The organism is Acuticoccus kalidii, assembly GCF_021556395.1.
Classification (GTDB): domain Bacteria; phylum Pseudomonadota; class Alphaproteobacteria; order Rhizobiales; family Amorphaceae; genus Acuticoccus; species Acuticoccus kalidii.
In genome coordinates this window covers 53,394-66,934 of record NZ_JAKGCS010000009.1, presented here as the reverse complement: position 1 = coordinate 66,934, position 13,541 = coordinate 53,394, and the positions used below count along the sequence as shown (strand labels likewise).

The 13,541-nt window shown below is 67.7% G+C and carries 12 protein-coding genes; 7 read left to right on the top strand and 5 right to left on the bottom strand.

All coding sequences use genetic code 11. The annotated features are described in order from the left end of the window. The first annotated feature begins 354 nt into the window (after window positions 1-354). Window positions 355-573, top strand: a complete 219-nt coding sequence (locus L1787_RS05885) for a hypothetical protein (RefSeq protein ID WP_235707747.1) — start codon at window positions 355-357, stop codon at window positions 571-573. Then, window positions 570-1,352, top strand: a complete 783-nt coding sequence (locus L1787_RS05880) for a GntR family transcriptional regulator (protein WP_235707746.1) — start codon at window positions 570-572, stop codon at window positions 1,350-1,352. Before L1787_RS05885 ends, L1787_RS05880 begins: the two co-directional genes overlap by 4 nt. Before the next feature lie 10 nt (window positions 1,353-1,362). On the opposite strand, the gene L1787_RS05875 is transcribed toward L1787_RS05880, so the two are convergent. The 4 genes from L1787_RS05875 to dsbD are packed head-to-tail and all read right to left on the bottom strand — an operon-like array spanning window position 1,363 to window position 5,250. After that, window positions 1,363-1,974 (bottom strand): DsbA family protein, encoded by a 612-nt coding sequence (locus L1787_RS05875; RefSeq protein WP_235707745.1) that lies wholly within the window; start codon window positions 1,972-1,974, stop codon window positions 1,363-1,365. Window positions 1,975-1,989: 15 nt separating this feature from the next. Next, window positions 1,990-2,652, bottom strand: coding sequence for a L,D-transpeptidase (locus tag L1787_RS05870; RefSeq protein ID WP_235707744.1), 663 nt, complete (start codon window positions 2,650-2,652; stop codon window positions 1,990-1,992). Between the two features lie 4 nt (window positions 2,653-2,656). After that, window positions 2,657-3,460 carry a TlpA disulfide reductase family protein gene (locus L1787_RS05865; protein ID WP_235707743.1) on the bottom strand — a complete coding sequence of 268 codons (804 nt, stop codon included), beginning with the start codon at window positions 3,458-3,460 and terminating at the stop codon, window positions 2,657-2,659. Next, entirely contained in the window at window positions 3,457-5,250 is a 1,794-nt protein-coding gene (gene dsbD / locus L1787_RS05860) for a protein-disulfide reductase DsbD (protein WP_235707742.1), read from the bottom strand. Before dsbD ends, L1787_RS05865 begins: the two co-directional genes overlap by 4 nt. Before the next feature lie 116 nt (window positions 5,251-5,366). On the opposite strand from dsbD, the gene L1787_RS05855 reads away from it, so the two are divergent. The 5 genes from L1787_RS05855 to proX all read left to right on the top strand — a co-directional run bounded on the left by L1787_RS05855 (window position 5,367) and on the right by proX (window position 11,217). Beyond that, on the top strand, window positions 5,367-6,032 hold the full coding sequence (locus L1787_RS05855) for a response regulator transcription factor (protein WP_235707741.1): 666 nt from the start codon (window positions 5,367-5,369) through the stop codon (window positions 6,030-6,032). Further along, the gene (locus tag L1787_RS05850) at window positions 6,029-7,387 is read left to right on the top strand and encodes an ATP-binding protein (RefSeq protein ID WP_235707740.1); all 1,359 of its coding nucleotides are present in this window, start codon (window positions 6,029-6,031) and stop codon (window positions 7,385-7,387) included. Before L1787_RS05855 ends, L1787_RS05850 begins: the two co-directional genes overlap by 4 nt. A gap of 214 nt (window positions 7,388-7,601) precedes the next feature. Then, complete coding sequence (proV, locus tag L1787_RS05845) at window positions 7,602-8,804, top strand: glycine betaine/L-proline ABC transporter ATP-binding protein ProV (protein WP_235707739.1); 1,203 nt, start codon at window positions 7,602-7,604, stop codon at window positions 8,802-8,804. Continuing rightward, the gene (proW, locus tag L1787_RS05840) at window positions 8,797-10,107 is read left to right on the top strand and encodes a glycine betaine/L-proline ABC transporter permease ProW (RefSeq protein WP_235707738.1); all 1,311 of its coding nucleotides are present in this window, start codon (window positions 8,797-8,799) and stop codon (window positions 10,105-10,107) included. The genes proV and proW overlap by 8 nt, the downstream gene beginning before the upstream one ends. Window positions 10,108-10,203: 96 nt before the next feature. Further along, window positions 10,204-11,217 (top strand): glycine betaine/L-proline ABC transporter substrate-binding protein ProX, encoded by a 1,014-nt coding sequence (gene proX / locus L1787_RS05835; RefSeq protein WP_235707737.1) that lies wholly within the window; start codon window positions 10,204-10,206, stop codon window positions 11,215-11,217. Between the two features lie 1,298 nt (window positions 11,218-12,515). On the opposite strand, the gene L1787_RS05830 is transcribed toward proX, so the two are convergent. Next, on the bottom strand, window positions 12,516-13,493 hold the full coding sequence (locus L1787_RS05830; RefSeq protein ID WP_235707736.1) for an RgsD C-terminal domain-containing protein: 978 nt from the start codon (window positions 13,491-13,493) through the stop codon (window positions 12,516-12,518). Between the last annotated feature and the right edge of the window lie 48 nt (window positions 13,494-13,541).

Sequence of the window (13,541 nt, the reverse complement as noted above, 5' to 3'; positions counted from 1 at the left end):
AAGCCGTTCGGATGCCCGTCTCTCACGGTCTCGTTCGGCACGGCGGGGCGGCCGTCGGTTCATCGGGCGCTCGACGACGTGTCCGGAGGGCGATCGAAAAAATCTAGATTTCGATCACGATTTCGTTCGAACTTCTCCGGATTTCTTCGGGTGTCTTGCGCAATTTTGGCGATTGATTTGCCGAGATATGCTTGGAGTCGATAATAACGCGAAGCATCCGGGCAGGTCGGCCGAGATGTTTTTGGGTCTCGGCGGATCCGTTTCCAGCGCCACGGCGAAATCGTTAAGGCGCGGCCGGGATCGGGATCAAGCAGAAAAATCGATATTTATCGGCAATGCATATAATTGTCGCATATGCATATTATTTCGTCCCGCAATGGCGGAAATCTCGGCGCCGAAAGCTCGCGCGCCGGCTTTCCCGCCAGACACACCAATGCGATCGTGACGGGGCAGGCGCTGTCCTTAAAAAAATCGATGATTTGCATGGCTGGCGATTTTTCGGCATATCGCACCCGTTCCGCGGCGTTGCGCTCGCGAAAAGGGATGCGCGTCCCGGAAAGTGAAAGTGCATGACGAAGTCGCTGACGCTGGCACAGTCGGTTCAGGACGCCATCAGCAACGACATCTTGACCGGCCGCCTCGCGCCGGCGGCCTGGCTGCGCCTTGCGACGCTCCAGGAGAGCTACGGGGTCGGCCTCAGCCCGCTGCGCGAGGCGATGGCGAATCTCGTCGGACGCGGCCTCGTGATCCAGGAGGGGCAACGCGGTTTTCGCATCGCGCCCGTGACGAAGGCGGATCTCGAGGATCTCACCGAAACCCGCTGCCATATCGAGGGGCTCGCGCTGCGGCTCGCGATCGCCGCCGGCGATACCGAGTGGGAGGCGAACATCCTCGCCGCGCAGCACCGCTTGCTGCGCAAGCCGCGCTCACCCGACCGCCTCATCGACGAGGAGTGGGAGGAGCTTCACCGTGCGTTTCATCTCGCTTTGGTGGAGGCTTGCGGGTCGGCGCGCCTTCTCGGCTTTTGGCACCAACTCTATGATCAGTTCGACCGCTATCGCCGCCTTGCGGTGAATGCGAGCGGCCACCATCCCTCGCTGCCGGCGCTTCACGAGCGGCTCGTCGAAACGGTTCTGGCGCGCGATGCGGTGGCGGCGATCGACGTGCTCGAACGCCATGTCCACAGCAGCGCCGATCAGGTCCACATGATGATGGCCTCGCGCTGGGCGGAGGGCGAGCCCGCGCGCGTCACGTGGCGCCGGGCGGCGGTGCGCGCCTCATCGACCGGCGGCGAGCAGGAGCCGAAGACGGCGGGCCGGAAGGCGCGGCCGCGCTCGGCGCCGGGCGCGTAGCGCGATCCCGTCAGCCGCCACGCGCTTTGCGGAGGGCGGCGCGGAGGGCGCTCGGCTCGGCGACGCCGGCGAAAATGGTCGTGCCCGCGACGTAGGCGGGCGTTCCCATGAAGCCGAAGGCCTCCGCCTGGCGACCCGTCCGCGCGAGCGTCGCGTCGATCGCCTGCGCGTCCTTGCGATAGGCGGCCCAGAGCGCCGCGGGATCGAGCCCCGCACCGCGCAGCGCCGCGTCCACCTCCGTCGTCGTGAGGCGCCCCTCCGTCGCCATGAGAGCCGCCATCGCGATCCGATAATCGGCCCCCGCGCCGAGCGTGATGCGCGCGGCATAGAGCGACGGCTCGCCGAAGATCGGCCAATCCTTCATGACGTGCCGCACGCGCCCGTCATCGGCCACCACCTCGGCGACGTCGGGATGCGCCGCTTTGCAGTAGGGGCACTGGTAGTCGAAATACTCGACGAGGCTGACATCGCCGGCCGGATTGCCGAGGACCGGCACCCCCGGATCGAGGAAGACGGCCTCTTGCGATAACGGGCTTTGCGCCCGTGCGGCGCCGATACCGACGCCGAGGCCGGCTGTCGCACCGATGCCGACGAGGATGGTCCGGCGGTTGAGGTCGGTCATCGGGATGTCCTCATGTCAGGCGGGCAGGACGACGACGCGCGCATTGTTCGGCACGCGCTGGTGCAGATCGATCACGTCTTGGTTGAGCATCCGGATGCAGCCGGAGGAGACGGCCTGACCGATCGACCAGGGTTCGTTGGTGCCGTGGATGCGATAGAGGGTGTCGCGTCCACCTTGGTAGAGATAGAGCGCCCGTGCGCCGAGCGGGTTCTGGATCCCGCCTTCCATCCCGCCGGCCCACTTGGCATAGCGCTCCGGATTGCGCTCGATCATGTTGTCGGTCGGACGCCAGCCCGGCCACGACGCCTTGCGGCCGACGACCGCGTTCCCCTCGAACTCCAACCCGGCGACACCGACGCCGACGCCATAGCGCATCGCCTTCCCGTTCTCCATGACGAGATAGAGGAAGCGGGCTTTGGGATCGACGACGAGCGTGCCGACGGGCTGTCCGGTCGGGTCGTCGACGATCTGGCGGATATTCTGCTCCTGGATCTTATCCACGCCCGGGATCGTCCACCCGGCGTCGCTGACGGGGCCGTACATCTGCGCAAGGCGCGGATCCTGCGGCCCGCTCGCATGGGGCGGGATCGTCGCGACGGGGCCGAAGGGATCGGTGGTCGAGCAGGCGCCCGCCGCTGCTGCGAAGAGCAATGCGGCGACGGTTCGGAGCGGGATCATCAGATTAGGTCTTTCCGTTGGAGAGGCGATCGAGCGCGGTTGCGAGGGATTCGGGCGAAATCTCGCCGAAGTGAGAGAAGGCGAGCGTCCCGTCTGGGGCGAGAAAAAGTGTCGCCGGGTAGCCCGGGACGCCGTAATGGCGCGCCAGCGACATAGCGCGATCGAGGGCGATATGGTCAGCCGAAAGGCCGGACTTTTCGAGATAGCGTCGGACGGTCGCACCGCCTTCGCCCTGATTGGCGATGACGAAGGCGATGTCGTCGCGCGCGGCGGCCGTTTCGGTGAGGAGCGGCATCTCGCGCTGGCAGGGCGGGCACCACGTCGCCCACAGATTGACGACCATCGGTCGGCCGGTCCGTGCGGCGAGGCGGAAGGTCTCGCCGCCGAGCGTTTCGAGCGGCGCGTGCGGCATCGCGATCGGCGGCGGGGCCACCAGGCGGACGGTGACGGCCCAGACCGACAGCCCCACGAGAACCGCGACCGCCGCGCCGGCGAGCCCGCGCGGGCGCCGCAATGTGAGGCCGGTAAAGAGCGCGAGGCCCGCAAGCCCCGCCGCCAGCGAAAAGCCGCCCTGCCAGACCATGAAGGCGCGCAGCGGCTCCCGCGCGAACGCGTCATAATGAAGGGCGACATGGCCGAGACGGGCGGCGAGAAGGCCGGCGAGGAGGGCCCCGCTCGCCCAGGAGGCGATTCGCCGATCGAGCGCGAGCGACAGCACGAAGGCGGCCGTCAGGAAGGCCGCGATCCCAGCGACGGCGGCGAGCCGGTCGCCGGCGAACACCAGCGGGCCGATGGTGACGGCGGTCATAGTCCGGCCTCGCGCAGGCCGGCGAGAAAGGCGTCGGGTCCGAATTCACCGACGAGGCGCGAGCCGGGCCGCTCGACCCCTTGCCTCACGAAGATCATCGTCGGTGGGCCGGCGACGCCGAGTTCGGCCATGAGGGCCGACGTCGCGGGGTTCGCTTCGGTGACGTCGACCGCGACGATGGGATGTTCGGCGAGCGCGGCGGCGACCTCGGGATTGCCGAACACCCGCGCCTCGATGATGTCGCAGGAGACGCACCAATCGGCGGTGAAATAAAGGAGCGTCGGCCCGTCCGCCGTCACCGCCGCGACGTCGGCTGCGGAGCGCGCGGCGACGAAGCGCACCCCGTCGCTCTCCGTTGCCGTGCGGGAGGCGGTGAGCGGCGCCAGCGGGCGCAAGGGATCGCTCGCCCCCGCGAGGGCGCCCGTCACCATCGCCGCCCCGCCGACGAGCGCGACGACACCGAGCGTTCCGGCGATCTGCCGGGGCCAGCCGGTGCGATCGAGACCGATGCCGACGAGCGCCACTCCGATGCCGGTCGCAAGAAAGGCGGCGAGCCACATGGTGACGCTCGCCGGCACGATCCGCGACAGCATCGCGATTGCGAGCGCCAGGAAGACGACGCCGAAGGCGCGCGTCACCGCCGCCATCCAACCGCCGGCGCGCGGCATGAAACGGGCGCCGACCGTCCCGAAAATGACGAGGGGAACGCCTTGTCCGATCCCGAGGGCGAAAAGAGCGCCGGCGCCGAGGGCGGCGTCTCCGGTCTGCGCGATATAGACGAGGGCTCCGGCGAGCGGAACGGTCACGCAAGGCCCGACGATCAGCGCCGATGAGAAACCGAGCGCCGCGCTTCCGCCGAGCCCGCTGCCGCTCTGTCGGCCGGATATCCGATTGACCCAGCGGGCCGGGAGGCGGAGCGCGAACGCACCGAACATCGACAAAGCGAGGGCCGCGAAGAGCGCCGCGATCGCCCCGATCGCGAGGCGCGATTGCAGCGCTGCCTGCAGATTGGCGCCCGACCAGGCGGCGACGAGGCCGACAAGGCCGAACGCTGCCGCCATCGCGCCGACATAAGCGAGTGAGTGGGCAAGGCTCTTGCCGAGGCTGAAGGCCCCGCGCCCGGTGAGTTGGCCGGCGAGGATCGGGTACATCGGAAAGACGCACGGCGTGAAGGCGAGGCCGAGACCGAGGACGAAGAAGGTGGCGACCACCATGGCCCGGCCGCCATCGGCGAGAAGGCCGGGTACGAGCCCGCCCGCGCCGGCGTCGGCGACGATGCCGCTCGCCCCGGCGGGCACCGATCCGGCGCCGCTCGCGGGCGCGAACGCGCCGAACGAAGGCGCCGTCCCGCCGGCGGGCGGCGCGGCGATCTCCAGTGTTCGCGGATCGAAGGTCAGTGTCGCAGGGCGATAGCAGATGCCGCCGTCCTGGCAGCCTTGATAGGTGAGGGTGACCCGCGCACCGTCGGGCAGCCCGGCGAGGGCCGGCGCCGTGATGACCGCGTCCACCGCATCGTGAAAGATCTCGGTCCGACCGAATGTCGGATCGTCCTTCATGTCGCCGGCGGGCGTCTCGACCTTCAGCGCCACTTCGCCGGCTTTTGCGGCGAAATGGTCGCGATAGAGATAATAGCTTTCGGCGATTCGGAAGGCGATCCGAACGCCGCCGCCGTCGGCACGATGCAGGCGCGGCTTGAACGCCGCGTCGACCGGGAGCGCCGATGTGACGACTTGTGCCGCCGCGCCGCACGTCGCAAGTGCTAGCGCGATCGCGGCGATGGTTCGTTTCACGCCTCGCATCATCCGTCCGTTCCATTCGATCCGAATGGCGAGGTCGCCCTTGCAGCTTAAGCCACGCTTAAGGCGGGGGCCGCACCGAGGGCAGGGAACGACGTGGAAGGGACACGATGCGGATCTTGGTGGTCGAGGACGACGACATTCTGGGCGACGGGCTCGCCGTCGGGCTCGGTCTGCAAGGCTTCACGGTCGATCTCGTCGCGACCGTGGCCGATGCGGATGCCGCGCTCGCGACGGGCTCCTTTGCCGCCATCGTCCTCGATGTCATGCTGCCGGACGGCAATGGGCGGGACATTCTCGCTCGTATGCGCCGCGGCGGCGATCCGACGCCCGTCATCATCCTCACCGCCCAGGACGGGCTCGCCGACCGCCTCGCCGGTCTCGACGGGGGCGCGGACGACCATCTCGGTAAGCCCTTCGAGCTCGAAGAGCTCGCCGCGCGGCTCCGCGCGCTCGTTCGCCGCAATCGCGGCCACGCCGCGCCGACGATCGATTGGAATGGGGTGACGCTCGAGCCGTCGACGCTGTCGGCCTCACGCGAGGGGGCGCCGATTCCGGTCTCACGGCGCGAGTTCACCCTCCTTCACGCGCTGATGGAGACGCCCGGCGCCATCCTGTCGCGTGCCCAGCTCGAAGATCGGGTCTACGGCTTTTCGGACGGCGCGCAGAGCAACGCGATCGAGGTGCACATTCACAATCTGCGCTCCAAGTTCGGCGGGCGCTTCATCGAGACGGTGCGCGGCGTCGGCTACCGCGTGCGTCGGGACGGCCTATGATCCTGTGGCCGCGATCCCTCCGCCTTCGCCTCTTCGTGACGCTCGTCGCCGCGACGGGCCTCGTCTGGGCGCTCGGCGCCACGTGGATCACGATGTCCACCAACGCCAAGGTGGAACAGGTTCTCGACGCGCGGCTGCGCGAGGCGGCCAACATGGTCTCCTCGCTGATCGACGGGAACGAGGTCGATCTCGCCGCTGCGGCCGATGTGGTCCGCACCGATTTCGACACGCATCGCTCCTATGAGCGGCAGCTTTCGTGTCAGATCTGGTCGCTGTCCGGCCAGCTCGTCGGCCGCTCGGCGAGCGCGCCCGAGGCGCGCCTGTCGGACGAGCGGGACGGCTATAGCGAGCGCATCGTCGACGGTGCGCGCTGGCGGGTCTACTCGGTGCGCAACGAGGCGGCGGGGGTCGAAGTCCTCGTCGGCGACAACACCGCCTTCCGAGACGCAATCGTGAGGAACATGCTTCTCGGCCTGTCGGTGCCGATGCTTCTCACTCTGCCCCTTCTGGCGGCGATCCTGTGGCTTGCGACCGGGCGTTGTCTCGCCCCGCTCTCGCGGCTCGCCGCGCGGCTCGAGGCGCGGCCGGCGGAGGATCTCGCCCCGCTCGGCGAGGCGGGGGCGGTGTCGGAGACGCTGCCGGTGGTGCGGGCGCTGAATGGCCTCTTTGCCCGTGTCGACGAGCTGCGGGGGCGCGAGCGGGAGTTCCTGTCCGTCGCCGCGCACGAGCTCCGAACGCCGCTCTCGGGCCTGCGCACCCAGGCCGAGATCGCGATGAGAGCGCCCGACGAGACGACACGCGGCGCCGCGCTCGAGCGCATCCTCACGAGCGTCGATCGCAGCAGCCGGCTTCTGCGCCAGCTCCTCACCTTCGGGGAAGCCGACACGGTCAACGTGGCGGCCGACCAATCCGTCGCGCTCCGCCCCGTCATCGCGATGGCGGCCGACGAAGCGGCGCTGCGGCTCGAGGCGAAGGGCGGCCGCCTCGTGCTGGCCGATCGGCTGGAGGGGGTGACGCTGCGCGTGTCCGAGCCGCTATTGTCGCTCGCCGCGCGCAATCTCGTCGAGAACGCGGCGACCTATGCCGGAGCCGGCGGCACCGTCTGGGTCGATTGGCGCGACGCCGCGTTGATCGTCGAGGACGACGGGCCGGGTATGCCGGCGGACGAACGGGCGAGGGCGCGGGGGCGCTTTTATCGCGGCTCCAACCGCAAGGGCGTCGGCAGCGGGCTCGGCCTGTCGATCGTCGAGGTCTGCGCGCGGCGCATGGGGGCGCGGCTCATTCTCGGTGAGCGGGAGGGCGGCGGATTTTCCGCGACACTCGAATTCGGCGACGCGTTCTGCGGCCGCGATTGAGCGACACGTAAATATTCTTTCCAAGCGGATCGGGGCGAATATGGGGCGGATCGGGGCGTCGATCCGTCCGTGCCGCGCACAAGCCTTGCCTTCCGGGTGAGCTGGCCTAAGTCCCTTACATTCACACGCAGACGATGGTCACCCTTGACGACTGCGCTTCAGTCCGTGAAGTTGCGCGTCGAATTTCCACCACATTCAGAGAGGAGGCGGTGTCTTGGATTCAGGCACGGCGCTATCTGTCAAGAACCTTTTCAAGGTATTCGGCGCCGAGCCGAACAAGGCGATCGCGCTCTACCGCGAAGGTCTTTCAAAGGACGATGTCTTTGCTCAGACCAATATGACGATCGGCGTCTGTGATACAACGTTCGACGTGCGCGAGGGCGAAATATTCGTCGTGATGGGCCTTTCTGGCTCGGGGAAATCCACACTGGTTCGCCTGCTGAATCGGCTGATCGACCCCTCTGCCGGGGAGATCGTGGTGAAGGGCGAAGACATCGCCAAGATGTCGGAGAAGGAGCTCAACACCTTCCGGCGCGAACACATTTCGATGGTGTTCCAATCCTTCGCGCTGATGCCGCACATGACGGTCCTGCAAAACGCCGCGTTCGGCCTCGAACTCTCAGGCGTTCCGCTGGAGAAACGGCAGGAGCGGGCGCGCAAGGCGCTCGATCAGGTCGGTCTCGCGGCACATGAAAACAGCTATCCGAACGAGCTTTCGGGCGGGATGCAGCAGCGTGTCGGTCTCGCGCGCGCCCTCGCCAACGATCCGTCGATCCTCCTGATGGACGAAGCCTTCTCCGCCCTCGATCCGCTGATCCGCTCCGAAATGCAGGACGAGCTCCTGCAGCTTCAGGAGAAGGAAAAGCGCACCATCATCTTCATTTCGCACGATCTCGACGAGGCGATGCGGATCGGCGACCGGATCGCGATCATGCAGGGCGGGCTCGTCGTCCAGGTCGGCACGCCCGACGAGATTTTGAACCATCCCGCGAATGATTATGTCCGCTCCTTCTTCCGGGGCGTCGACGTGTCGAGCGTGTTCACCGCCGGCGACATCGCGACGAAATCGCAAGTCACCATCATCAATCGGGACGACAAGCTGCGGGCGGCGCGTGAGCGGATCGCCGCGGCGGATCGCGATTACGCCTATGTCGTGGACGGAAAGCAGAAATTCCTCGGCGTGGTCTCCGCGTCGAGCCTCGAGGCAGAAATCGGGCGGGCCGAGCCGCGCCTGTCCGACGCCTTCATTCCCGGCATCGAGCCGCTGACCGCCGACCTTCGGATCGGCGACGTCATCGCTCAGGTGAACGCCGCGCCATGCGGGCTGCCTGTGGTGAATGCGGAGGGGCGCTATCTCGGCGTCGTCTCACGCGCCGTGCTCCTCGGAGCGTTGAGCCGGGAGACCGAACATGCCTGAGCGTCAGGACGATACGATGATTCTCGCCCAGGCCGACAATCCGTGGGCGACGCAGAATTCAACCAGCGGCGCGGCAGCGTCGAGCGGCGGCGACGATGCCTCACAGGCCGGCAGCGCGGCCAATCCAGGAGCGGCCGGCGGCGCGGCCAGTCCAGACGCGAGCGGTTCCGGCGAAGCGGCGACGCAGCCGGCGGCCGCGTCCAATCCGTGGTCGGGCGGCGGTTCCAGCGCGAGCGACGCTCCGGCCGGACCGGCCGGCACGCCCCCGCCGGCCCAACCCCAACCCGGCGCTCCCCCGACCGAGACGCCCGATTGGCTCGCCGGTATCCAGCCCGATAGCGGCCCCTCCTTCGACATCGTCAATCCGTTCGACCACGCGGTGATCCCGCTCGATACGTGGGTCGAAACGGCGTTGAATTTCGTCGTGGCGAATTTCCGCCCGGTCTTCCAGGCGATCCGCTGGCCGATCGACAGCGTCCTGTCGACCATCGAGGGCACCCTTCTCGGCGTTCCGGCACTGATCATGGTGGTCCTTATCGGCCTTCTCGCCTGGCAGGCGGCCGGACCGCGGCTCGGGATCGGCGCGGTGATCTCGTTCATCTTCGTCGGCCTGATCGGCGCCTGGGACCAGGCGATGGTCACGCTCGCCCTCGTGTTCACCTCGGTCTTCTTCTGCGTCCTCATCGGCTTGCCGACCGGGATCTGGCTCGCCCGCAACGACAAGGCGGCGACCATCACCCGGCCGATCCTCGATGCGATGCAGACGACGCCGGCTTTCGTCTATCTCGTGCCGATCGTCATGCTGTTCGGCATCGGCAACGTGCCCGGCGTCGTGGTGACGATCATCTTCGCCCTGCCGCCTTTGATCCGCCTCACCAATCTCGGCATCCGCCAGGTTCCGGGCGATCTCATCGAGGCGGCGAAGAGCTTCGGTGCCTCGAAGGGGCAGCTCCTGCGCAAGGTGCAGCTTCCCGTCGCGATGCCGACCATCATGGCGGGCGTCAACCAGACGCTGATGCTGGCGCTGTCGATGGTCGTGATCGCCTCGATGATCGCCGTCGGCGGCCTCGGCCAGATGGTGCTGCGCGGCATCGGGCGGCTCGATATGGGCCTTGCCACGGTCGGCGGCGTCGGGATCGTCATCCTCGCCATCATCATCGACCGGATGACCCAGGCGATGGGGGTCTCCAAGCGCGAACGCAACAACGTCGCTTGGTACGAACGTGGCCCGATTGGGCTCGTGCGCCGCGTGGTGGTTGGCCACAACGCGCGCAAAGCGGGCGAGGCTCAGCCCGCCGAATAACGCTGTCGCGTCGGATCCGTCCGGGTCCGACCGGCATTCGCCGGCCTTGGGCGCTTCGCGTCCTCGCGTCGGCGCCGTCTGAAAAAGGAGAACTACATGATCAGTGCATTCCGGCGCACCAGCGTCGCAATCGCCGCCGCCGGCCTTCTTGCGTCCGTCAGCGGTGCCGCCCTGGCGCAGGATATGCCCGGTGAGGGTGTCACCGTCACGCCGCTGAAGTCCTCGATCGCCGAGGAGACCTTCCAGACCCTTCTCGTGATGAAGGCGCTCGAGGAACTCGGCTACACCGTCGAGGATATCCGCGAGATCGAGTATGCCGCCGCGCACGTCGCGATCGGCAACGGTGACGGCACCTTCCTCGCCGACCATTGGGATCCGCTGCACTCGGACTTCTTCACCGCCGCCGGTGGCGACGAGAAGATCTACCGCGAGGGCGTCTATTCGCCGGGCGCGCTGCAGGGCTACCTGATCGACAAGAAGACCGCCGAAGAGCACGGCATCACGACGATCGATCAGCTCAAAGATCCCGAGATCGCCAAGCTGTTCGACACCAACGGCGACGGCAAGGCCGACCTCACCGGCTGCACGCCGGGCTGGGGCTGCGAGCAGGTGATCGAGCATCAGCTCGACGCGTTCGAGCTTCGCGACACGGTGACCCACAATCAGGGTTCCTACTCGGCGATCATCGCCGACACGATCACCCGCTACCAGAATGGCGAGCCGGTGCTCTACTACACGTGGACGCCGTACTGGGTCTCCGGCGTGCTGGTGCCGGGTGAGGACGTGACGTGGCTTCAGGTGCCGTTCTCCTCGCTGCCGGGTGAGCGTTCGGACGTCGACACCGCGCTCGCGGACGGCTCCAATTACGGCTTCCAGGCGAACGATCAGCGCATCATCGCGAACCGCGAGTTCGCCGAGGCGAACCCGGCTGCGGCCAAGCTGTTCTCGATCATGGAAGTGTCGGCGAACGACATCAGCGCCGAGAACCTCCTGATGCAGGAAGGCCAGGATTCCGAGTCCGACATCGCGCGCCATGCCGATGCGTGGATCGCCGGGAACCAGGAGACCTGGAATGGCTGGCTCGAAGAGGCCCGCGCCGCGGCGAACTGAGCCGAAAACGACGATGGAGCGCCGGCTTCGGCCGGCGTTCCGATCCCGCGCCCGCCGACCCCGATCGGCCAGAGCGACGCGGTGATCGCGCCAGGAGCCGCCATTCTGACGGCCGCGTCCTTCGCGCAGACGATCGCGACCCACGCGACATTGCTCATCGAAGATCGGACCGGACTTGCTCCTCGGGCAGGCCAAACGGCGTCGCGCTCGCGATGTCCTCTTCCGGCGCCGCGAGGAGCGAGGCGGACACCCCGATCGGCCAAAGTGCCGCCGTGATCGCGCCAGGAGCCGCCATTCTGACTGCCGCGTTCCGCGCGCGCAGAGGTCGCGGCCCACGCAACGTTGCTCATCGAAGATTGGACCGGACCTGCTCCTCGGGCAGGCCGAACGGCGTCGCGCTCGCGATGTCCTCTTCCAGCGCCGCGAGGAGCGAGGCGGCGGTGAGGGGATGGCGGGCGGTCCGTCTCTCGCCGACCGTGCGAGCGATGGTCGCCGCGATGCGCGTGACAAAGAGCTGAGCGCGTTTCGGACAAACATGCCGTCGGACCGTGGCGAGTGAGATGCCCGGCCGGCTGGCGGCCCCCGTCTAAGTGATGCGCAGCCACCTTGAGAATGCCGTTCGGCTGGCCTGGATCGCTTCTGCGTGACCGGCTCCCTTCGCTGCGACGAGTGACCCAATCGGAAGCAACGCACCGGGAGGATGGTGCGCGGTTCGCTGCGCCTTAGCCGCCCCCGTCGAATTGGCGAGAGCCTCGCGTGATGTGGGCGAGGGGCGCACAGCACGCTCGACTGGACGGCGATTCGAAGGCGGTGACGCTCTCAACAGGTGATCATATTGAGTTAACGACGCCTGACGAGAGGAGTCAGCGCGCTGCGCGAAGAGGGCAGGCGTCCGGCCAGGTTCGGTGCCGGGATTTCCACCGCGATGGCGTCCGGGCGGCCCCGCCTTTAAGGCCGGTGCCGATCTGCGCGGCTCATTCGATTGCAGCGCTGAACGCGCGGAAGCCGCGAAGCGCGTCGGAAGCCGAAAGACGCGGATGGCTGAAGCTGAGAGATGCGGGGATCGCGGAAGATGAGAGGCGCGGGGCGTCCGGGAGCCGAAAGGCGCGGATCCGCGCCTTCATGAGAGGCGAGGGACGCGGCGCGGGCGTTTGCTGAACCGGCCGGAGCGTTTTCTGCGCGCTGGGAAGGGCCCCGCCCGGCGGTAACGCACGTGGGCGGAGGGGCCGAGAGATGGCTGTGTGGGCTTGCCCGCGCGCGGCGGCGGGGCAGGGGGCGCTTGCCTCGCGAGGCTGGCGCTAGAGCCGCTGGGCGAGAACCACGACGTCGGCGTCCTCGCCGGACTCGACGGTGATGGAGCGGAAGAACTCGTTGTCGCCGTGGCGGGCCACGATTTTGTATTCACCGGCGGCAAGGGTCACGTTGGCGTGGGCGCCGGCGCGCTGGTAGATGGCGTTGCCGTCGCTGCCGTAGACGACCCAGGACGTGTTGGCGAGCGCCTCGCCGCTCTCGTTGCGGGCGAGCTTCAGGCGGACAGTGCCCGCATGGTGGCGCATCGAAACGCGGGTGAGCTTGCCGGCATCGACGGAGACATCCGCGGTGCGGATCGCATTCACGCCGCCATAGCGGCTCACCACGTGATAATTGCCGGCCGGAAGGCGGGCGATCGCGCCGGGCGTCAGCTCGCCGACGAGCTTGCGGCTCTCGCCGTCGATCTTGAAGACTTCGAATTCGGTGTCGTCGGAAACGGGCTTCTCGTCCTCGTCGAGCACGGCGGTGAGGAGAAGACCGCCAGCGTTCAGCACGAATGTGTCCGAAAGGATGGGGCGGTTGAGGTCGATGGTGCGCGATTGCGAGGCGCGGCCATAGCTCGCGTGGACGATATAGCGGCCGGGCTTGAGACGAACCTCGAGATCACCGCCGCGGGACTTGTGAACGAGGGGAAGTTCACCATCGGGCCCGGGGATCTCGCGGAACACGCGCCAGACGAGACCGTCGCTGATCGGGCCGCCTTCGGCGGAGAGCTTGCCGACGAGGTAGAGAGCGGCTTCGTCGGTCGCCGCGGGCATCATATCCGGCCCGTTGGCCGGGGCGTAGGCGGCAACGGAGTTGCCGAAATCTTTAATTCGGGGGCCGACCATTTGGGTGATCGCGGCCTGGGGGTCGGCCTCTGCGGCGCTGATGGGCTTCGGCTTCGGAACGGGGGTGGCGGCATAGGCCACCGCACCGGGAACCAAAAAGACCGCCGACAAGGTCAACATTGCCAAGCGTTTCATTTCTCAACCCTCATGGCGTTTTCACCGCCGCACGTGAGCCACGCACGA